Raw genomic sequence first — 21,624 nt, 5'->3', positions numbered from 1 at the left:
AAAATAAATGCCCCATGGTGCATTTATGGGGAGAGTGTTGGCTTACAACGAAATGGACATTAGCGTAATGGCATTTACCCTATATCCACGCCCGGCATCCCCCCTGAGTGGCCTTTTAAATATTCTTATCTATTTCACTTAGACATATCTGTAGACGCAATTTTAAGTTTACCATCTTCTTTCACAACAGTCACATGTATAGTAACTTTTATATCAATTGGCTTATAACCGCGGGTGGTATGTACCATATAAGAAACAATATAGGCATTCGATTTGGTTGCATCCTTTGTAACTGTTAATGTCTTTAAATGCTCAATATCCGTTCCCTGGTCATTTAGCAATAAGTCATGGTCGAATCCATTTTTTTTAAATTCCTTTTTAAGTATTGCTCTTAGTTTTATTGTACAATATTTACTTTGCAACGAATCTAATCTATTTATGAGAAGGTCTGGTGCAGAGTGAACTACCCATGCAGTATTATAGGCCGTATAAAACTCCGTAAGCATCTGTATAGCTTGTTTATCTGTACTGTCATTTTGCGCTTTGACGCTGCTTCCACTTAAAAGTGTTATGTAAGCAATAAAAGAATATATTATAGTTTTCATGTTAATTATTGTTTATCCAGTTTATATTAACAATTTCTATTGCCCACCCCAACGGAAAATTTGGTAATTCGGATTTTGCCCATAGCCGTATCCCGGATACATACCATTTTCTTTAAAATCTGAAACCCACTAATTTCCGTTCCACATATCGATATGACCGGCTATGTTTCCTCCAGGGTAGTTTTGCCAAACCCGTATATCTCCTGTTACCGGGCCATAGCCATCTTCGCTAATTCCGATAAATCCTTTTTTTAATAAATACGGCCAACAATTTTTTGCATAGTATTGAGATGTTGGATCTCTTGGGTTTGCATTACGATCATTTGTGGTAATTCCTCCAGCCTCTATTGCTAACCTAACAACATGTGCACAACCGCCACAAAGGTTTTTATCATAATAAGCATATAAGTTGGCGTTAATATGAGCCATGGCCGCCGCTATATTAAATCCTCTCTGTTGCTGTGGATCATCGCCCCCCTGATTAGCATTTTTATCCCTTATGCTTTGCCCCCATCACAAAAGTAATTTCGCCGCCATTGATAATATCCGAATGGCTGATAAAATACCCGATCAGCAACCGGCCGTTCAGTAAGATCTTCTGCACATAAACATTCTTATCGCTTTGGTTTTTTACGTTGATGGTAAAGGTTTTACCATTCTCTAAATTAAGCGTTGCATGGTAAACCGATGGGCTGCCGATGGCGTATTGATCGGAGCCCGGCGCCACAGGGTAAAATCCTAAAGCGCTGAAAATATACCAGGCGCTCATTTGCCCGGTATCATCATTGCCGCCCAAACCATCAGGTGTGTTTTTGTACATCTTTTTCAATATCATACGGATCTTATCCTGGGTTTTCCATGGTTTATCGGTCCAGTCGTACATGTAGGCGATCTGGTGCGAAGGCTCGTTACCATGCACATAGTTGCCAATGATGCCATCTTTGGTAATATCTTCGGTTTCGGCAAAATATTTATCAGGGAGGTCGTAGCTAAACAGACTGTCGATATAAGTTACAAACCGTTTATTGCCGCCCATCGCTGCTATCAAGCCCGGCACATCATGCGGTACATACAGGGTATAGTTCCAGGCATTACCTTCAATAAAGCCCATGCCAATGGCCGTAAACGGATCAAACTTAGTGGCGCGGAAGGTGCCGTCAGCCAGTTTGGGGTGCATAAAGCCGCTCTTCGGGTCAAATACATTCTTCCAATTTTGCGAGCGTTTGATAAAGGTATCATAATCTGCCGTGCGGTTTAGCTTTTTGGCGATTTGGGCGATGCACCAGTCGTCATAAGCATATTCAAGGGTGGATGATACCGAATTGCCATCCTTCTCATCAGGGATATAGCCCATATCATTAAAATAACCTATGCCTTCATAATCGCGGTGGTTGGCGGTAGTAATGGCCGCGTCCAGGGCCCTGTTGGCATCATAGGGCGCGTTGCCCTTGATAATGGCATCCGCCAGTACTGATACACTATGAAAACCGCTCATGCACCAGTTTTCATTGGCTGAGTTGCTCCAGATGGGTAGCATGTGCTCCGGGCTCTGGTCGAAATGTGCCAGCATACTTTGCGCCATATCGGCATTTCTTTTGGTTTCGATGATGTTAAACAGCGGGTGCAATGCCCGGTGCGTATCCCAAAGACTGAAAGTTGTATAGTTGGTAAAACCATCAGCATGGTGTACGCCCTGGTCAAGCCCTTTATAGTTGCCATCCGCATCCATATAAACCGTAGGGTTGATCATGGCATGATACATCGATGTATAAAAATTCTCCTTATCATCCTTACTACCCTCGATCACAATTTTATGCAGCTCGGTTTCCCATTGTTGTTGCCCGTCGTTCTTCACCTTGTCAAAATCCCAGCCCGGTGCTTCGGTTTGCATGTTGTTTAAAGCGCCCTCTATACTTACCGGTGAGATGGCCATTTTTATCTTTATCTTTTCACCTTCGTTGGTCTTAAAATCAAACCAAACCTTTATTTGCCTTCCGGCAATGTCGGGAAAGTTTTTTACCCCGTTAAATTTGCCCCAGAAGCCGCCGTAAACCTCGCGCTTGCTAAAGTTTTTATAGCCCATTTGGGCAAAAGGCTTATTAAACGTCATGGCGAAATACAGGGTACGGGTACGCGCCCAGCCATTGGTAATGCGGTAACCGGCAACGGTACTGTCGTTTATCCTGCGCATGTACACCCAAAGGTTTTTATCAGGATAATTGTAAATCCCTGCCATCAAATCAAGGATAATATGCGCGTTATCCGATTTCGGGAAAGTATATTGATGAAAACCCACACGGGTGGTGCTGGTCATTTCGGCAATAATGCCGCTGGCATCCAGCTTTACTTTATAGTAATTGGCCGCACTCACTTCGTTCTCATGCGAAAACGCCGAGCGGTAACCGCTGGCAGGTTTATCCGCTGTGCCGGGGTTCAGTTTCAGCGGGCCAATGGTTGGCATCACCAAAAAGTCGCCCAAATCCGAGTGGCCCGTGCCGCTGAAATGCGTATGGCTAAAGCCTACTATTGTTTTATCATCGTACTGGTAACCGGCGCAATATTTATAAATATCCGGGTTGTAATGGCCATTCAGGTCGTAACTAACGGAATCCGTTTCGGGGCTCAGCTGCACCATCCCAAAAGGTACCGTAGCGCCCGGGTACACATGGCCCATGCGCTGCGTGCCGATGATTGGCTTAACATATTGTACTAAATTTTCGGCGGGTTGATTTTGTGCTGTTGCGATAGAAATGGCAACGCTAAAAATAACGGTCAGTATTTTCTTCATTTTGGTCAATTACTAAAGCCCAAAGATAATCCGATTGCCGGATTATTACAGGTTGTAACGGTGGTTTGACAATATTGGGTTTTGCTGCGCGTCATTAGGTCATTGGTTGGGTGGATATTTTGTCTGAACTCGAATTTTTGGAATTAGTAGAATTTTTAGAATTACATCTTAAAATTCTGCCAATTCTTTAATTCTATAAATTCCGGTTCAGACAATTACCCGTTCGTCCGGTTTTGGATAGCGGGTGATGCGGATGGATGTGGACAAATTGCAAAACACGTTTTATGGTATTTTTGCTTAAATTTGAAATGCCGTAACCGAACCAAACCTGGATACAATGAAAAAATTTGACATCATTTTTTTATCTATCGCAATCGCATTCATCGTTCTTTGGATATACCTTGATGATGTCGTAGAATTGCGGAGTTTGAATTGGTTGATCGTTAAATACAGTTGCATTTTTCTGTTAACTATCACTCCGATTGTCTATCGAATTATAGTAGAAAAGTATCCTATTATGGGCATTTTGATTGGAATTCTCTACTTCGGTGTCATGCTGCTTAACGGCTGGCAGATGGCTAAGCGAGACATCGACAAATACAAAAACAATATTTGCCAGGATAAATTTGGCATGACGTTTAACGCCCGAAGGCTAACCAGGGGCATTCCGGTGATACCCGCAGGGTGGCATAACACCTCTTCTTATGGCTTTTTCGAAGCTGATTGGAAACCCAAAAACAAAGTAACCGGACATGGGGAGAAACTAATTTTTTTTACTAACGACTATGGCGTTGAATTCGAGCGTGACGATTATACAATTAACCCAAAGCAAGGGTTTCCAATGGCTATTTCTATCCTAACCAAATTTGCAAAACGAAAGGGTAAGGACACCATTTCCTTTCTCTATTCTTTAGGCGACAGTACCCACACTATCACCCGCACACAAGCCGACAGTATATTTGCTGCAGAAAAAATAGCGAAGGATTATTGATAGCGTATCCTCCCGTCCGTCCGGTTTTGAATAGAGGGTGATGCGGATGGGTGCGGACGGGGATGTCATTAGGTCATTAAGTCATTGGTTGGGTGGATAAGGGTTGAGTCCATCGAAACATAGCCCAATAAACTTTGTCATTACGACCGTAGCGCGGTAACCTCGTCGCTGATAGGTTGGCGGTTATGCATTGGCTACGAGGTTGCTTCGTCGTTCCTCCTCGCAATGACGGGTTGATTTATTTGCCGGCTGTCAGTTTTATAACAGGTTTACCTGTCGCAACTCAAAACCGGACGGACGGGTGAGAAGTCCATGGTCCATAGCAGCAAGATGATAATATTACCATCTCAATTCTTCCATGGTCAATGGACCATCCACTATGGTCCTTCACAATTGACCACCGTCATTTTTCATCCCATTCTTTTTATTTACATTTACAAAAACCACAGCTATTGCCATAATGGCATAACAAATAATCAATTGTAACAACGGTATGTGTTTTGTACTCTAAATTGTAAATTCACAGGAATTAAAATCAAACAGAAAAAAAATCATGAAAGGTTTATTTATAGCAATTGGTGTCGTTGTCGGCATTATTATTATCTGGGGCCTGATATGGCTTTATGGTCAGAGTTTAAACAATGGCATTGTTGCCAAAGATGAGGCTGTAAAAGCTAAATGGGGTGCGGTACAATCGCAATACCAGCGCCGAAGCGACCTGATCCCTAACCTGGTGGCTACCGTTAAAGGTGTTGCCAATTTCGAGAAAAGCACTTTGGTTGAAGTTACCGATGCCCGGGCACGCGCAACTTCTATCCAGGTTGATCCAACCAAACTTAACCCCGAAACTATCCAGAAATACCAGGCTGCACAGGGCCAGTTAAGCACCGCTTTGGGTCGTTTGCTGGTAGCCTCAGAAAGATATCCTGACCTGAAAGCTAACCAAAACTTCAGCGACCTGCAGGCAGAACTGGAAGGTACAGAAAACCGGATCTCGGTAGCCCGTATGGATTTTAACAGTTCCGTACAGGATTACAATACCACTATCCGTTCGTTCCCGTACAGTATTGTAGCAGGCTCGCACGGGTATACCGTAAAAGGCAGCTTTGCAGCCGAAGCAGGGGCACAAAACGCGCCGAAAGTACAATTTTAATTAGCATATGATTACACCGATTTATTTTCGATTACACTGATTTTGATTGCCCGGTTATAAAGCCGGCATAATCGGTGAAATCAAAGAACAAAATCGGTGTAATCAAAAAAATCAAAAATTATGGCCGTATTTAACGACGAGGAACAACAGCGGATCCGCACTGCGGTTGAGGATGCCGAAAGGCATACCTCTGGGCAGTTGCGTGTTTGTATCGAAAAAACCTGCAGCGAGCAAGTGCTCGACCGCGCAGCCAAATATTTTCACCAGCTGGATATGCATAAAACCAAACTGCGTAACGGCGTGCTGATATATGTGGCCACCGTTGACCGTAAGTTTGCCATTATTGGCGATGCGGGCATTAATAAAGTGGTGCCTGATAATTTTTGGGATGATACCAAGGATGACATGCTGAAGCATTTTAAAGTAGGCGATATTGTTGAAGGTATTGTTACCGGCCTTGCGATTGCAGGCGAGCACCTGCAAAAATATTTCCCTCACCATAAGGGCGACAATAACGAAATATCAGACGACATTGCCTTTATGGATGGCGAATAAACTTAAGATCATGTTTAAAAAATTAACCATAATATTTTCGCTGCTGTTCATCGGGCTGATGGCATTTGCACAGCAGCTGCCGCCAAAATCAACCACGCTGGTTACCGATTATGTACACGTATTGCAGGATGAGGAAAGGCATATGCTGGAGTATAAGCTGGCTTCGTTCAGTGATACCTCCTCTACGCAGATCGCGATCGTGATCATCAAATCCGTCGGCCAGTATGACATAGCCGATTACGGGCAAAAGCTGGGCCGCGCCTGGGGCATTGGCCAAAAAGGAAAAAACAACGGTATACTGATACTGGTTGCTTTTGACGACCATAAAGTTACCATACAAACCGGTTACGGCGCTGAAGGCGCTGTGCCTGACATCAGGGCTAACGAGATCATCCATAACGATATGTTGCCCCGCTTTAAACAAAGCGACTATTACGGTGGCTTAAATGCCGGTGTTGACGACCTGATAAAATTAATGAAGGGCGAATATAAAGCGCCTAAAAAAGCTGTTGCTGAAAAAGAACAGGATTACAGCGGCAGTTACGGCATTATATTTTTCATTGTTATTATTGTTGTCATCATCGTGCTGCGTGGCAGAGGCGGTGGAGGTGGCCATATCATTGGCGGCAGGGGCGGTGCAAGCCCTTTCTGGTGGTTCCTGGGCGGTACTTTGCTGGGTCGGGGCAGTGGTGGCTGGGGAGGTTTCTCCAACGGCGATGGCGGCTTTGGCGGCGGCGGTGGTGATAGCGGTGGCGGTGGTTTCGGCGGCTTTGGCGGCGGAGATTTCGGCGGCGGCGGCGCCAGCGGCAGCTGGTAGGAGGACGTCGGGAAGACAGGAAGAGAGGGAAGACCGAAAGTCCGAAAGTCAGAAAAGACCGAAAGTTAGAAAAGACTGGCAGCGGGGAAGACGAAAGAAAGAACGGGATAACATATTTTGATCGATTAAGCCGCTAAAATCCTATTTTTGCGCTTTAATTTTTTGAATTGGGAAAAGATAAGTTAAGGCGTTTTGCCGAAGTAAATACTTTCAGCAATGTTTTGCAGCTGGATGCAGGTAAACCATTTAAAGGGCAATGGAGCACAGGTCATTTTAAAAACAACAACCCGGTAGTGCTGGAGCTGGCTTGTGGCAAAGGCGAATACACCGTGAACCTGGCCCGTTTGTTTCCGGCAAAGAATTTTATCGGGATTGATTACAAGGGCAACCGTATCTGGCGCGGCGCTAAAACGGCGCTGGAAGATGGCGTACCCAATGTGGCATTCCTTCGGATCCAAATAGAAACCATCCTTGATTATTTTGGTGAAGGCGAGATAGATGAGATCTGGATCACTTTCCCAGATCCACAGCTTCAGGTTAGCCGCGAAAAGAAAAGGCTCACTTCATCCCGATTCCTTGATAAGTACAAACCATTGTTAAAACCGGGCGGCTTTATCAACCTTAAAACGGATAACGACGGCCTGCATGCCTATACCACTGAAAAAATTGCTGACACCGGCATGAAGCTGCACATCAAAACTGAGGATCTATATCACTCCGATTTTGCAGATGAGGTGCTGTCCATCAAAACCTATTACGAAAAGAAATATTTAAAGCACGATAAGAATATCAACTATCTGAAGTTTTCGTTTGAATAGAGGCCTCACCCAACCCTCTCCAAAGGAGAGTGCTTTAAGAAAGAGTGTTTTTACTCCCTCTCCTTTGGAGAGGGCCGGGGTGAGGCAATAAAGTTTAACGCACAGCCAATGAAAGATGATAATTTTTTCGAAAAGGTTTATGAAGTGGCGCGACTGATCCCTGTTGGCAGGGTAACTTCGTATGGCGCTATTGCCGCTTACCTGGGCACTAAAGGTTCATCTCGGATGGTAGGCTGGGCCATGCAGGCCTGCGGAAATGCGATGCCCCCGGTACCGGCGCACAGGGTTGTAAACAGGCAGGGTTTGTTAACTGCCAAATTTCATTTCGGCGGTAACCTGATGCAGCAATTGCTGGAAAGCGAAGGCGTAAAAGTGGTAGACGACCAGGTGCAGGATTTTAAAAAGTTATACTGGGATCCGTCAATCGAACTGGCTTTATAAGGTAGCCTCGTTAAATTCGTTACCCATATAATCAGTTACCAGCCAGGTAAGCAATATCACCGTGCCAAAGATCACATAAAAAAGCTTGCCGTCGGGGTTGTCACCAAACAGGGTGTACGCCAGGATGATAAGAGTAATACCCACCAAAACCTCGATAGTGGCATGTATGGTAACAGGGATAGCTTTAAAAATCCCTAAAGGATAATCTGTCAAAATTGATAAAACCAAATGAACTGCCCCCAGCGCATAGGTAAAAATAGCCAGTGTACCGGTGAAGGAAAAAAAGGCTGGAGAACATAGCAATACGATCACCATTAAATAGTCGATTACACCATGAATTTTGGGGGAAATGAATTTCATATGCTGCTTAGTCTTTTAATTTAATGCTAAATTTAAAAAATATAATCTTATTCATCAATCATTTGTAACAATTCCATCCGGTTGCCAAAAGGGTCGATAAATGCAAAGCGCGTACGGCCGCGGATCTTTGGCTCTTCGAGGATTTCAATGTTATTTTCTTCTAGCAAATACCTTGCCGCTTGTACATCGGCAACTTCAAAAGCGGTATGCCTGATGGAGCGCGCTAATGAAGGTTCCACCCCGATATGCAATTGGATATTTCCTATATCAAACCAATAACCTGCATTGCCAAAGATCTTGTCGGGCCGTTCAATCAGTTTCAGGCCGATGATACCGGTGTAAAATTGCCTGGCCTCTTCCAGTCGCTCAGGTGGTACACAAATATGGATATGGTCGGCACGGATAAAGTTGATCATTATTCGTCCTCTGCAAAAGTTAAAACGTAGTTATTATTATCAAGGATGGAGAATTCGGTAGCGCCGTAAAAAGTGGTTTCCAGGCCTTTCAATACCGTTACCTTTTCATGGATCAACTCAAAAAACTCGCGAATCTTTTTAAGTTTGATATAAAACAACAGCGATCCGCCATTTCGCCGGCTGATATTCGGGAGTTCCTTATCCAAACTTTCAAAGGTCTGGAACATAAAGGTAACGTCGCCATTGCTCATCATCGCCCAAACAAATTCAGTACCGGCTTCGGGTACGGTCATTACCAGTTGAAATCCGATAGACATATAAAAACTGATGGTTTCGTTCATGTCTTCAACGAAAATGTTGGGGGAGAGACTTTCCATGGGGTTTTAATTTGAAGTAAATTTATTTTTTTATTTCGGATTTTTCACGATGGTTTATTTTTAACGGTGTTCAAGAAGGCTATGCCGTTTCGGATGTTCGATTTCGGATTTTTTATTTTAGGAAATATGGACACCGCGATACTTTTTTAGAACTTTGCACCGATCAATAAATAAAATTGCAGCTCTAATTCCGAAATCGAAATTCCGAAATCCGAAATTACATCAATCACTAATTCAATAACTCACTAATTAAACATGTCCTTAATAGAAGATTTTGAATCCTACCGTACTAAAATGAACGACAGGATCATGGAAACCGCCAATACCAATATCAAGCGCTTTTTCGCACTGGATACCACCACCTATGCCGAAGGCGCGCTGGATGTGAAAACCAAGGAAATGCTGGGCCTGGTAGCTTCGATGGTTTTGCGTTGCGATGATTGTATTAAATACCATTTAGGCAAATGCCACGAAGCGGGGGTCAATCATGATGAAATGAATGAGGTATTTATGATCGCCAATTTGGTGGGTGGATCAATTGTGATTCCGCATTACCGGAGAGCGGTAGAATATTGGGATGAGCTTTGTTTTAAGTCCTGAGTCTAAAGTCTTGAGTCAGGTTTTCTTATATTTAGCAAATTTCTAATTTATGGGTTCGTTTCGGGATTTAATTGCATACAAAAAGGCTTTTGCACTTTCTATGGAAATTTTTTTCATCACCAAAACATTTCCTAAAGAAGAAACCTATAGCTTAATTGATCAGATCAGGCGTTCATCAAGATCGGTTTTTGCATCAATTGCGGAAGCTTATAAAAAAAGAAGATATCCTAATCATTTTGTTAGTAAACTAACCGATGCCGACATGGAAAATGGTGAAACCCAAGCGTGGTTGGATGCTTGTCTTGCATGTAACTATATCAACAAAGAGAAATATGATGAACTTGACAAGCAAAGTGACGAAGTTACGCGTTTGCTAATCTTCATGATAAACAATCCGGAAAAATTCAAATAAAAATGACTCAAGACTTTAGACTCAAGACTTAAAGAGATGCTCATGGCCCGGCAAAGATGAACTCTATCTTAAATACCATGACGAAGAATGGGGCAAAGAGGTACATGATGATAAAAAGCTGTTTGAGTTCCTGGTATTGGAATCTGCCCAGGCAGGTTTAAGCTGGATCACTATTTTACGCCGGCGCGAGGGTTATCGCAAAGCCTATGCTGATTTTGATGTGCAGAAAGTAGCCGCCTTTGATGATGGGGATGTGGAGCGTTTGATGAATGACCCGGGAATTATCCGCAACAAGCTTAAAGTTTTATCGTCCATCAACAACGCAAAGCTTTTTATTGAAGTGCAAAAGGAATTCGGCTCGTTTGATAAATACCTGTACAGTTTTATGCCAGGTGGGAAGGCCATAAATAATTTTTCAGGTAGCACACCTGCCAGTACCCCTATCTCCGACGCGATCAGCAAGGACATGAAAAAACGCGGCTTTAAGTTTTTCGGCACAACGATCTGCTATGCCCACATGCAGGCCACCGGTATGGTGAATGATCATTTGCCGGATTGTTCTTTTAAATAAGATTTCACCGATTAGGTATTGATTCCACCGATTTTTATTGGGGATTTCATTGATTTGAAAAAAGGATTTCATCGATAAGTTTTGTTAATCAACATAAGTTGTATTTTTGAAACACACTTTTTTGATGGATCGGTGTAATCAACATAATCAATCGGTGTAATCAAAAACAACAATCGGCGTAATCATTATAAAAAAATGAAAAAGTTATTTCTCCTGGACGGCATGGCCCTTATTTACCGGGCGCATTTTGCGTTGAGCAAAACCCCGCGTTTTACTTCGGGCGGTTTAAACACTTCGGCGGTGATGGGTTTTACCAATACCCTGCTCGAGGTGATCAGAAAAGAAAAACCTACGCATATGGCCGTGGTATTTGATACCGAAGCGCCTACCGAACGGCATATTGATTTTGCAGCCTACAAAGCGCACCGGGAAAGTATGCCCGAAGATCTGTCGGCGGCATTGCCTTACATATTTAAAGTGATCCTTGGGTTTAATATCCCGGTAATCACCTCTGATGGTTACGAAGCCGACGATATTATCGGCACCCTGGCCAAAAAAGCGGAGGTACAGGGCTACCAGGTATATTGCATGACACCTGATAAGGATTTCGGCCAGCTGGTATCCGAAAATATTTTTATCTACAAACCTGCACGCATGGGTAACGAGATGGAGATATTAGGCGTAAAGGAAATATTAGAGAAATGGGAAATTGAGCGCGTTGAACAGGTGATAGATATTTTGGGCCTTTGGGGCGATGCTGTCGACGGTATCCCCGGCATCCCCGGCATTGGTGAAAAAACTGCCAAGGCATTGATCAAACAATATGGCTCGGTTGAAGAGATCATCAGCCATAGCCACGAACTGAAAGGCAAGCAGCGCGAAAATGTGGAGCAATTTGCCGATCAGGGCATGATGTCGAAAAAGCTGGCTACCATCATCCTCAATGTTCCTGTTGAACTGGATGAAGAGGGCCTGGCAATGGGCCCGCCAAGCAAGGACCTGCTGGAGCCTTTATTTGCCGAGCTGGAATTCAGGACTTTAGGTAAACGGGTTTTTGGGGATGATTTCAGCATAACGGAAACACGGGCCGCCGGCTTTCAAACGGATTTGTTTGGCGCCCCTGTTGATGATAGCCGCCCGGTTTTGGCGGTCGATATGCAGGATATTTACGAACCGCCTGTTGCGGCAGACGCTAAAAACATCCATAACGTAGCACATGAATACCATTTAGCAGATACACCTGAAAAAAGGAGAGCGCTTATTGAAATCCTCGCGCAGCAAAAAAGTTTCTGTTTTGATACGGAAACCACCGGCACGGATGCCAATGATTGTGAATTGGTAGGGCTATCCTTCGCTATAAAGCCCGGCGAGGCATGGTATATCCCGGTTCCCGCAGACCAGGAAATAACCCAGGGGATAGTAAATGAGTTTAAACCAGTGCTGGAAGATGCTGGTGTAGGCAAAATTGGCCAGAACCTGAAGTTTGATATTTTAATGCTGAAATGGTATGGCGTTGAAGTAAAAGGCCAACTTTTTGATACCATGATGGCCCATTACGTCATTGACCCCGATACCCGCCACGGTATGGATGTGCTTTCTGAAAATTATTTGAATTACAAACCGGTATCCATAACTGAACTCATTGGTGCAAAAGGCAAAAACCAGGGCAGCATGCGCGATGTGGAGATCGAAAAAATAAAGGAATACGCCGCCGAGGATGCTGACATCACCTTGCAATTGAAAACCATTTTCGAGCCCAAACTAAAAGAAGTTGACAGCGAAAAACTCGTTAACGAAATTGAAAACCCGCTGATCTATGTGCTGGCCGATATGGAGTACGAAGGCGTTTTGATAGACCACGAAACGCTGAAGGAATTTTCAAAAGAACTGGAAACAGATATCGCCAAATTCGAAAAAATCATCTTTGAAAAAGCAGGGGTACGCTTTAATATCGCGTCGCCAAAACAGTTGGGCGAGGTGTTGTTTGAAAAACTGATGCTCGATCCCAAAGCAAAAAAAACCAAAACAGGCCAATACCAAACCGGTGAAGATGTATTGATGGGGCTTGCCGCCAAAAGTGATATTGTAAGAGATATCCTTGATTTTCGCCAGCTGCAAAAGTTAAAATCAACCTATGTGGATGCGCTGCCGACCATGGTAAACCGTAAAACCGGCAGGGTGCATACCTCCTACAACCAGGCGGTAGCGGCAACCGGGCGTTTAAGCTCCAATAACCCCAACCTGCAAAACATTCCTATCCGCACCGAGCGCGGGCGGGAAGTAAGGAAAGCATTTATTCCGCGGGATAGCGGGCATACCCTAGTATCTGCGGATTATTCGCAGATAGAATTGCGCATTATTGCGGAGATCAGCAAAGATGCCAACATGATGGAAGCTTTTGTGCAAAACCTCGACATCCACACAGCTACCGCTGCCAATGTGTATGGCATCAGCCTGGGGGAGGTAACCAGTACCCAGCGCCGTAATGCCAAAGCGGTAAACTTTGGCATTATTTACGGGCAGTCGGCTTTTGGTTTATCGCAAAGCCTGGGGATCCCCCGCAAGGAAGCCGCCGAGATAATTGATAATTATTTCGCACAGTTCCCCGGTATCAAAAGTTATATGGCGGATACCATGAACTTTGCCCGCGAAAACGGGTATGTATGCACACTGATGGGCCGCCGCAGGTACCTGCGCGATATTAATTCAGCCAATCAAACGGTACGTGGTTTTGCAGAGCGAAATGCCATTAATGCGCCGATACAAGGTTCCGCTGCCGACATGATAAAAATAGCGATGATCAATATCCACCGCGAATTTAAAGCCCGCAACCTGGATGCCCGCATGACCATGCAGGTGCATGATGAGTTGGTGTTTGATGTACCACATCACGAGGTGGAAATTGTAAAACCCATCATTATGGAGAACATGAAAAATGCCATCAAAACTACCGTGCCCATTATGGTGGAGATTGGCACAGGGGTGAACTGGCTGGAGGCACATTGAGGTGGTGGCAGCGTAGGGTTAAGAAATTGATTAATAAAAATTTGCAGATCAAAGCGTAAATCTCCAGTGGTGATCTTTGTCACGTAAATGGTTTGTGTAACAAGATGGGATTGCCTCATCATACTCCGCCAATAGGCCGGCTGGCTTCTTGCGATGACAGTTTTGGGCTAAAAAACGATATAACATATTTACATTTCCATAAAAAATATTGTCAAAAAGCGCATTTTTATGAAGATTTACTAAAGAAAGTAACCTTTAAATTCTAATTTCAAAATCAACAGCCCCGCCCGCTGAACAATTAATAAAAATAATTTTTTAAAAATTATATCAGGACACATTTGTTTATTTGATGGTTACTTTGCTTAAATTGAGCCAATAATATTTTTGATGAGAGTTTTTCACCTGAGTGCCGAATGTTATCCAGTTGCCAAGGTTGGCGGTCTTGCCGATGTGGTGGGCGCGTTGCCTAAATACCAAAACCTGTTGGGTTTAAAGGCAGCTGTTGTTATGCCTTATTACAACCGCCGGTTTGTACAGGAAAATCATTTTGATACCGTTTTCCAGGCCTCAACCCTGCTGGGTACCCGCCGTTTGTATTTTGAGATACTAAAAGAGAGAACCGATAAACTGGGTTTTGAATTGTACCTGGTAAAGATCCCCGGTTTAATTGACCGGGAAGAAGTTTACCAATACCCTGATGAAACGGAACAATTCATCGCCTTCCAGATCGCTTTTCTCGACTGGATCAGCTATTCGCAGCAAACGCCCGACCTGATCCATTGTCATGATCACCACTCGGGGCTGGTTCCATTTTTATTACAACATTCAAAACTGTATACCCGGCTGGCAAATGTGCCAACCATCCTCACCATACATAACGGGCAATACCACGGCGCTTTCGGATGGGATAAGCTGTCGTACCTGCCTGAAATAGACATCACCAAAACGGGCCTGCTGGATTGGGGCGGAACCATTAACCCGCTGGCTTCAGCGGTAAAATGCTGCTGGCGTTTTACCACCGTATCTCCAAGTTATTTGCAGGAGCTTTCAATCAGTTCCAACGGCCTGGAATATTTATTTTACCTTGAGCGGGCAAAAGGATGCGGCATTATTAATGGGATTGACACGGAGATATGGGACCCCAATAAGGACCCAATGATCCCGCATAAATTCTCCATCAAACAAATAACCAAAGGGAAACAGGCCGATAAACAAGCCCTTTGCGAAAGGTTTGACTTTACGCCTGAAAAACCGTTGATATCATTCATTGGCAGGCTTGTTTTTGAAAAAGGCGCCGACATTTTGCCGGCCGCGCTTGAAAGAAGCTTTAACGAGCATCCGGGCAAATTTGATATGCTGATTTTGGGAGCAGGCGAAAAAGGTGTTGAAAATGCCCTGCTACATTTAAAGACAATTTACCACGAACAGTGCAATGTTTTTATCGGTTACGATGAAGCCTTGGCGCACCTGATCTATGCCGGGTCAGACTTTTTATTGATGCCTTCAAGGGTTGAGCCTTGCGGGCTTAACCAGCTGTATGCCCTGCGCTACGGAACTTTACCCATGGTGAGGAGCACTGGCGGTTTGAAAGATACTGTTATCGATTTTGGCGATGAAGGCGGCTATGGTATCAGCTATAATAATGCCAGCATTGATGATATTTGCGATGCGATAAGCCGGGCCTTAACGCTCTTCGAAAACACTAAACACGTACAACATTTGCGAAAAATAATGATGGCACTCGATTTCTCCTGGGATCGTTCAGCCAAAGAGTATATAAACCTTTATGAAAGCTTAAATCCAATAATATGACCTCAAAAGTAATTTGCATTGTACTTGGCGGTGGCCAGGGAAGCCGGTTATCTCCGTTAACCGCAACACGTTCAAAACCAGCTGTTCCTATTGCAGGTAAATACAGGCTGGTGGATATCCCTATTTCAAATTGCCTTAATTCGGGTATTCACCGGATTTACGTATTAACGCAATTTAATTCGGCATCGTTAAATAAGCACATCAAAAACACTTACCATTTTAGCAGTTTCAGCGAGGCTTTTGTTGACATCCTGGCCGCTGAGCAAACGCCCTCAAGTGTGGCCTGGTACCAGGGAACCGCTGACGCGGTGAGGCAGAGTTTGCATCACCTTGCCGTACATGAATTTGAATATGTACTGATCCTTTCAGGCGACCAGCTGTACCAGATGGACTTTGAGGCGATGATTAATGAGCATATTGAAAAAAATGCAGAAATCTCCATTGCCACCATCCCGGTTCATGCAAACGATGTGCCTGGATTTGGCATATTAAAAACGGATGAAAATAGCATGGTTTCTGCATTCGTTGAAAAACCGAAAACCAATTTCGAAAGCTGGGCATCGGAAGTGAGCCCGCAAATGGCCGCAGAGGGCAGGGTTTACCTGGCATCAATGGGGATTTACCTGTTTAACCGCAAACTTTTATATGACCTTTTGCAGGGAAATGAGCGCACGGATTTTGGTAAGGAAATTATACCACAGTCCATCACGGATCATCGCGTATTAAGTTACCAGTACGAAGGTTACTGGACAGACATCGGTACCATCCCTTCATTTTTTGATGCTAACCTTGGCCTGACAGATGATATCCCGCAATTTAATTTGTTTGACAAGCACCCGATATACACCCGGGCACGTATGTTGCCGCCGTCAAAAATGTCGGGGACCCACGTGGATAAAGTGATCATCGCCGATGGTTGTATCATCAATGCCAGCCACATTACCCGGTCCGTTATCGGCGTTCGTACGCGTCTCGGTTTCGAAACCATTATTGAAAACTGTTATGTGATGGGTAGCGATAATTACCAAACCCTTGAACAGATCGAGGAATCGCATTTAAGCCAGACACCCTTAATGGGCATTGGCGACCGGTGCCATATCAAAAACGCTATTATCGACAAAAACACTTATATAGGCGATGACGTTCAAATAAATTGCGGCGAAAAGCTGGAGAACGGTGATTACGGCCCTTACGTGGTTCAGGATGGTATCGTGATTGTTAAAAAAAGAGCGGTTATACCAAACGGAACGGTAATATAATTTCAGATCTCGAATATTCGATTTCGGATTTAGTCAATAACATAGTTGAATTAAGAGGATTGGCTTGATAAATGTGGATTGTTCAAATCATCATTTATCAAGCTGATTCAACTTATTCCTGAGCACTTCTATAGATTCCTTTTGCCGGGAGATAATAACTTGCATATAACCAGTCCATACAATGGTTAGCGGATAGCCGTATTGTCCGCCTTTCCATAAACCAGCAAATTAAACAGCAGTAACAAAACAAAAAAGCTCCCCGCAAAACCGGGGAGCTTTTTTGTTTTAAATAGTTAAGCTGCCCCCTATGGGAAGCAACGATAAATTAAGACCTGCTTTTTCAAACTTTTCGCTCACTTCGTTTTTATCGATTTTAATAACCGGAAACGTATCGTAATGCATCCCTATAACATTTTTGCAGTTGACGAAGCCCGCCGCTTTTATGGCATCATCTGCACCCATGGTGTAGTTGTCGCCGATAGGTAAAATTGCGCAATCAAGATTTTCATCGGCCAGCAGTTTCATGTCAAATGTGAGCGCGGTATCACCTGCAAAATAAAGCTTTTTCCCTTCAGAAATGATCACAAAGCCGGCCGGGTTACCGCCATAAGCGCCATCCGGCATTGAACTGGAATGTAGCGCGTAAACCATTTTTACCCTGCCGAAATCAAAATTAAAGCCACCGCCGAAATTCATACCATGCACGTTGTCGATCCCTTTGTTATTTAACCAGCCCGCGATATCGGCAATGCAAATAACCTTCGCTCCGCTGTTTTTTTGAATCGGTTCCAGATCGGCCATGTGGTCGCCATGCCCATGGGAAAGCAAAATGTAATCAGGTTTTAAGCTATTGATATCAATTGCCGCCGCCAGGGCATTGTGAGAAATAAAAGGATCAAAAAGTAATTTTTTGCCGCCAGTTTCCACCTCAAAAGAGGAATGGCCATAATAAGTGATTTTCATACAGATAGGATCTTTTGTTTAAATATCGAATAAAGAATATTAAATTTAGATTATCGATTGAACAAATTCGACGCTTCAAAATTCGTTATTCGGCATCCAATATTCAAAAACTTTGTGTACCCTGTTTGTAAAGTTTTTAAAACATTCCGCCAAGCCCGCCAAACATTTCTTTGGTCATCGCGGCCATTTCAGTCTGGCTTACATTGTCCGCCTGTTCCATAGCCTTATTTATCGCGATGATCAGCAGTTCTTCCAATTGCTCTTTATCGCCCTCGTTAAAAAGGTGATCGTCAATTACAATGGATTGAACCACTTTATTCCCGTTAGCAGTAACAGAAATTTTGCCGCCCTCAGCAACGCCGGTTACGGTAATGGCATCCAGCCTCTTTTTTACTTCGCCCGCTTTTTGCTGGGCCTGCATTAGTTTATCAAACATATTTCTGATGTGCGTATGTGCAAATGTGCAGATTATTTTGATGATTGGGCAGTATCGATTAATTCTTCATCTGCACATCCACGCATCTGCATATCTGCACATTAATCATCACTCGTATCTCCATTACCTTTATAGGCGCTCTTTCTAACGATTGGCATACCGGCTGCGTTAAAAAGATCATCCAATTTTAGCAAACTCCCGTTTGAAAGGTTTGACAGCAATACAATGGTGATATCATCCTTAATATCCCGTAAGTAAATATGCCTGAAACCATGCCACCAGCCGGTATGATAGATCACCTGTTTGCCTGGTGCTTCAAAAATCCGCCAGCCATAGCCATAACTAAAATGGCCATGCAGCATTGGGTTACGCGGAACATAAGCAGAGTCCATAGTGGCCTGTTTTAGCAGTCGGCCCTGGCGCAACGCTCTGTCGTATAAATATAGGTCGCCAACAGTGCTGTAAATGCCTTTATCCCCTACAGGGCCATCCAGGAAGTTTTGCGCTACCGAATAACGCCATTGTCCCCTGTCGTGCCCTACCACATCAACCGGGATTTTTTCGTAAACCGCTTTTGAATAAACGGCAGTATGTGCCATTCCAGCCGGGATAAAAATATGTGTTTTCACGAAATCAGCGTAGGACTGACCGGTAACTTTTTCAATAATGGAGCCCAGCACCATAAAGTTGGAGTTATTGTATAAAAAGCGTTTGTCGGGCTTATTAAACGGGCGCGGTTTATATTGGGCAATGAGCGCCATTTCCTGTGCATTGGTAAGGCCTTTGCGTTGGTCACGGTGTTCAGCGCGGTACAAATCATCGGTAAAATAAACATAGTTCATCATCCCCGAGCGATGGGTAAGCAACAAACGAATGGTAATACCATCGTACGGAAAATCAGGGAAGTATTTTTTTACGTCATCATTTAACGAAAGCTTACCTTGTTCCATCAGCATCAGTATGGCGGTGGAGGTAAATGTTTTGGTAACGGATGCCAGCTCAAACTGCGAGTTGATATTTAATTCTTTGCGGCGCAGGTAATCGGCCCAGCCAATGGCATTTTCGTAAATAATTTTGCCATGTTTGGCCACAAGAACGTTACCATTAAAAGCCCGCGTACGGTGCAATTGCTCCATTACGGCATCAATCTTTTTATCGGCATTTTTGGGGTCGTAGGCCAGCAGGGCTTTGGTATCCATCGGGCCGGCAGGCTTAACGGGCTCACTATCTTTTTTATTTTTATTTGCACCCGACGTACAGGAGCTTAAAGAAAACAAGCAGATGGCAGAAATTAAAACAGCTTTATACACAAATCTCATAAATAAATATCCCACACATTAGAACGGATGCAAAAATTAGAAATTATACCCGCATGTTTAACATAATGTTTTAATTATTTTCAATTTGGTTAACATCTGATTAAATTTAACCATGAAATCGTTTCGCTTTTTCCTGGTATTCTTTGTTTTAATGGTAATTGCTAAAGCCGGCTTTGCCCAGGATCCGGTTGATGCCCAATCACTCACAAAAGAAGCAGTACAACTGAACAAGGGCGGAAAATATAGCGAGGCTGTCGACAAATATACCCAGGCTTTAAAACTGGATCCGGAGAATATTTATGCGAATTATGGCATGGCTTTTTCCCTGCTGGCGTCAGAGAGGGGAAAGGAAGGTATACCATATTTACAAAAAGTTATTAACTCCAACAGTTCCATCACCATTTGGGCTTATGACCTTTTGGGCAGCATCTATGATAAAGAACACGATTCGGCCAAAGCCATTGAAGCCTTTAAGGCGGGCTTAAAACTCGACCCTAAATACCAGAGCATTTACTACAATTTAGGGCTGGTTTATTTTAGAGATAGAAATTATGCCGGGGCGGAAAAATGCGCTATCGAGTCGATGAAGCTGGACCCCAAACACGCCAGCACCCAGCGCATGTACGCCCTGGTTTGTTTTCATCAAAATAAAAGGGCCAATGCTTTGCTGGGTTTATGCAGCTTTATCCTGCTTGAGCCTAACACCACCCGAACTACGGAGGCGTATGGAAACATAACACACATTTTACAGGGCGGTATTTTAAGGCCGCCCGCCGGCACACCCGTGCTAATGGTGGATGCTAACAGTATCGCCTTGAACAACGCCATCACTAAAGCCATTGCTGATGCAAATAAAAAGAAATACTCCACCCCGGCCGACCAATTAACCGCGCAGTTAACCAATATTTTTACCGCCATTGGCCAATTAGCCGATAAACAAAATGCTGATCCTGCGTTCAGAAAATACTTTGCCGATTATTTCTACCAGTTGGCGCAATCACCCGATATGCCGGCCTTTGCCAGGATGCTCAATCCGGGGAACGCCGAAAGCGCCAAATGGATTAGTGATCATCCACAGAATATGAATGATTTGGATGAGTGGGTGAAAACAACGGAAAGAAGCTTTTGAACTTTTTGTCTTTATTAACCTATCTTTATTAAAATCCATTTCATGAAAAACCTCATCCTTGCACTATTAGTTTTCACTTCGGGCATTGTATTTGGCCAGGACAAAATAAATATCACACTGAAAAAACAGCTGGATAGCATTATGATTCTTGAAACGCGCCGACATGATTTACATCCTTTGATTGATCCTTTAAAAAGGGATACCACCGTTCAAGGCTATTCTGCGAACGACCAAGTGCTTTATGCGAAGATTTGGAAGGAGCAGGATCGCATTGATTCCTTGAATGTTGTCTTTGTGGATAGCATATTTAAGATTTATGGCTACCCTGGCAAAACGCTTGTAGGACCCGGCACTATAGAAGTGGCCTGGTACGTGATTCAGCACGCCAATGATAAATTCAAATATATGCCTGTTATAAAAAAAGCGGCGGAAAATGGTGAGCTCTTTTACAAATATTATGCGATGATGGTTGATCAGCAGTTGGTAAGCCAGAAAAAAGAACAGATATATGGTACACAGGCCGTATGCAGTAAACCTCACGGTTCGCAGGAATATGTTTGCTTTATATGGCCAATAAAGGATGCGGAAACGGTAAATGAACGCCGTAAGAAGGCCGGGCTGGAATCAACTGTTGAGGAAAATGCTAAAGTGATGCACATTACCTACAAGGTTTTGAAATTAGCTGATATACAATAAAGGATGATCTTAAAATTATCTTCTTAAGAACACGGATGACAGATCATCCACAGTATATGAATGATTTGTATGGGTGGGTAAAAACGACGGAGAGGGGTTT

At 43.7% G+C, this 21,624-nt stretch carries 22 protein-coding genes and 1 pseudogene; 14 read left to right on the top strand and 9 right to left on the bottom strand.

The window, feature by feature from the left end:
* Window positions 1-134: 134 nt before the first annotated feature.
* The 3 genes from QZY09_RS19135 to QZY09_RS19125 all read right to left on the bottom strand — a co-directional run bounded on the left by QZY09_RS19135 (window position 135) and on the right by QZY09_RS19125 (window position 3,393).
* Complete coding sequence (locus QZY09_RS19135) at window positions 135-605, bottom strand: hypothetical protein (RefSeq protein ID WP_295674942.1); 471 nt, start codon at window positions 603-605, stop codon at window positions 135-137.
* 129 nt (window positions 606-734) lie between these two features.
* The gene (locus QZY09_RS19130) at window positions 735-1,034 is read right to left on the bottom strand and encodes a hypothetical protein (protein ID WP_295674940.1); all 300 of its coding nucleotides are present in this window, start codon (window positions 1,032-1,034) and stop codon (window positions 735-737) included.
* Between the two features lie 61 nt (window positions 1,035-1,095).
* Window positions 1,096-3,393 (bottom strand): GH92 family glycosyl hydrolase, encoded by a 2,298-nt coding sequence (locus QZY09_RS19125; RefSeq protein ID WP_295674938.1) that lies wholly within the window; start codon window positions 3,391-3,393, stop codon window positions 1,096-1,098.
* Window positions 3,394-3,967: 574 nt separating this feature from the next.
* On the opposite strand from QZY09_RS19125, the gene QZY09_RS19120 reads away from it, so the two are divergent.
* From QZY09_RS19120 to QZY09_RS19095, 6 genes are all read left to right on the top strand, one after another.
* On the top strand, window positions 3,968-4,384 hold the full coding sequence (locus tag QZY09_RS19120) for a hypothetical protein (RefSeq protein ID WP_295674936.1): 417 nt from the start codon (window positions 3,968-3,970) through the stop codon (window positions 4,382-4,384).
* 553 nt (window positions 4,385-4,937) lie between these two features.
* Window positions 4,938-5,537 (top strand): LemA family protein, encoded by a 600-nt coding sequence (locus QZY09_RS19115; RefSeq protein WP_295674934.1) that lies wholly within the window; start codon window positions 4,938-4,940, stop codon window positions 5,535-5,537.
* A 120-nt stretch (window positions 5,538-5,657) separates the two neighbouring features.
* Window positions 5,658-6,092, top strand: coding sequence for a TPM domain-containing protein (locus tag QZY09_RS19110; RefSeq protein WP_295674932.1), 435 nt, complete (start codon window positions 5,658-5,660; stop codon window positions 6,090-6,092).
* Between the two features lie 10 nt (window positions 6,093-6,102).
* A complete protein-coding gene (locus QZY09_RS19105) occupies window positions 6,103-6,909 on the top strand; it encodes a TPM domain-containing protein (RefSeq protein WP_295674930.1) in 807 nt (268 codons plus the stop codon).
* 167 nt (window positions 6,910-7,076) lie between these two features.
* The gene (trmB, locus tag QZY09_RS19100) at window positions 7,077-7,727 is read left to right on the top strand and encodes a tRNA (guanosine(46)-N7)-methyltransferase TrmB (RefSeq protein WP_295674928.1); all 651 of its coding nucleotides are present in this window, start codon (window positions 7,077-7,079) and stop codon (window positions 7,725-7,727) included.
* Between the two features lie 108 nt (window positions 7,728-7,835).
* Window positions 7,836-8,168 (top strand): MGMT family protein, encoded by a 333-nt coding sequence (locus tag QZY09_RS19095; RefSeq protein WP_295674926.1) that lies wholly within the window; start codon window positions 7,836-7,838, stop codon window positions 8,166-8,168.
* Here QZY09_RS19095 and QZY09_RS19090 read toward each other — a convergent pair.
* The 3 genes from QZY09_RS19090 to QZY09_RS19080 are packed head-to-tail and all read right to left on the bottom strand — an operon-like array spanning window position 8,163 to window position 9,321.
* Window positions 8,163-8,528 (bottom strand): hypothetical protein, encoded by a 366-nt coding sequence (locus QZY09_RS19090; protein WP_295674924.1) that lies wholly within the window; start codon window positions 8,526-8,528, stop codon window positions 8,163-8,165. The genes QZY09_RS19095 and QZY09_RS19090 overlap by 6 nt on opposite strands.
* 47 nt (window positions 8,529-8,575) lie before the next feature.
* Entirely contained in the window at window positions 8,576-8,944 is a 369-nt protein-coding gene (locus QZY09_RS19085; RefSeq protein ID WP_295674922.1) for a VOC family protein, read from the bottom strand.
* Window positions 8,944-9,321 (bottom strand): glyoxalase/bleomycin resistance/extradiol dioxygenase family protein, encoded by a 378-nt coding sequence (locus QZY09_RS19080; protein ID WP_295674920.1) that lies wholly within the window; start codon window positions 9,319-9,321, stop codon window positions 8,944-8,946. The genes QZY09_RS19085 and QZY09_RS19080 overlap by 1 nt, the downstream gene beginning before the upstream one ends.
* A 255-nt stretch (window positions 9,322-9,576) precedes the next feature.
* Here QZY09_RS19080 and QZY09_RS19075 point away from each other — a divergent pair, with 255 nt between their 5' ends.
* From QZY09_RS19075 to QZY09_RS19050, 6 genes and pseudogenes are all read left to right on the top strand, one after another.
* The gene (locus tag QZY09_RS19075; protein WP_295674918.1) at window positions 9,577-9,921 is read left to right on the top strand and encodes a carboxymuconolactone decarboxylase family protein; all 345 of its coding nucleotides are present in this window, start codon (window positions 9,577-9,579) and stop codon (window positions 9,919-9,921) included.
* Between the two features lie 49 nt (window positions 9,922-9,970).
* Complete coding sequence (locus QZY09_RS19070) at window positions 9,971-10,333, top strand: four helix bundle protein (protein WP_295674916.1); 363 nt, start codon at window positions 9,971-9,973, stop codon at window positions 10,331-10,333.
* 28 nt (window positions 10,334-10,361) lie between these two features.
* A pseudogene (locus QZY09_RS19065) lies at window positions 10,362-10,904 on the top strand (DNA-3-methyladenine glycosylase I); the annotation flags it as partial.
* Between the two features lie 195 nt (window positions 10,905-11,099).
* Window positions 11,100-13,910 (top strand): DNA polymerase I, encoded by a 2,811-nt coding sequence (polA, locus tag QZY09_RS19060; protein ID WP_295674915.1) that lies wholly within the window; start codon window positions 11,100-11,102, stop codon window positions 13,908-13,910.
* Window positions 13,911-14,297: 387 nt separating this feature from the next.
* The gene (locus QZY09_RS19055) at window positions 14,298-15,722 is read left to right on the top strand and encodes a glycogen synthase (RefSeq protein WP_295675003.1); all 1,425 of its coding nucleotides are present in this window, start codon (window positions 14,298-14,300) and stop codon (window positions 15,720-15,722) included.
* A complete protein-coding gene (locus QZY09_RS19050; RefSeq protein ID WP_295674913.1) occupies window positions 15,719-16,981 on the top strand; it encodes a glucose-1-phosphate adenylyltransferase in 1,263 nt (420 codons plus the stop codon). Before QZY09_RS19055 ends, QZY09_RS19050 begins: the two co-directional genes overlap by 4 nt.
* A 285-nt stretch (window positions 16,982-17,266) precedes the next feature.
* Here QZY09_RS19050 and QZY09_RS19045 read toward each other — a convergent pair whose 3' ends face one another.
* From QZY09_RS19045 to QZY09_RS19035, 3 genes are all read right to left on the bottom strand, one after another.
* Entirely contained in the window at window positions 17,267-17,944 is a 678-nt protein-coding gene (locus tag QZY09_RS19045) for a metal-dependent hydrolase (RefSeq protein WP_295674911.1), read from the bottom strand.
* Window positions 17,945-18,080: 136 nt separating this feature from the next.
* On the bottom strand, window positions 18,081-18,413 hold the full coding sequence (locus QZY09_RS19040; RefSeq protein WP_295675002.1) for a YbaB/EbfC family nucleoid-associated protein: 333 nt from the start codon (window positions 18,411-18,413) through the stop codon (window positions 18,081-18,083).
* A gap of 68 nt (window positions 18,414-18,481) precedes the next feature.
* Entirely contained in the window at window positions 18,482-19,699 is a 1,218-nt protein-coding gene (locus QZY09_RS19035; protein ID WP_295674908.1) for a serine hydrolase, read from the bottom strand.
* A 112-nt stretch (window positions 19,700-19,811) separates the two neighbouring features.
* On the opposite strand from QZY09_RS19035, the gene QZY09_RS19030 reads away from it, so the two are divergent.
* Both QZY09_RS19030 and QZY09_RS19025 read left to right on the top strand, forming a co-directional pair.
* Window positions 19,812-20,828 carry a tetratricopeptide repeat protein gene (locus tag QZY09_RS19030; protein ID WP_295674907.1) on the top strand — a complete coding sequence of 339 codons (1,017 nt, stop codon included), beginning with the start codon at window positions 19,812-19,814 and terminating at the stop codon, window positions 20,826-20,828.
* Window positions 20,829-20,870: 42 nt separating this feature from the next.
* Entirely contained in the window at window positions 20,871-21,524 is a 654-nt protein-coding gene (locus QZY09_RS19025) for a DUF6624 domain-containing protein (RefSeq protein WP_295674904.1), read from the top strand.
* The last annotated feature ends 100 nt before the right edge of the window (window positions 21,525-21,624 follow it).

Origin of the sequence: uncultured Mucilaginibacter sp., assembly GCF_903913935.1 — a bacterium.
In the GTDB taxonomy this organism is placed as follows: domain Bacteria; phylum Bacteroidota; class Bacteroidia; order Sphingobacteriales; family Sphingobacteriaceae; genus Mucilaginibacter.
The sequence above is the reverse complement of the archived record's forward strand: the minus strand, read 5'-3'. Positions and strand labels throughout refer to the sequence as shown.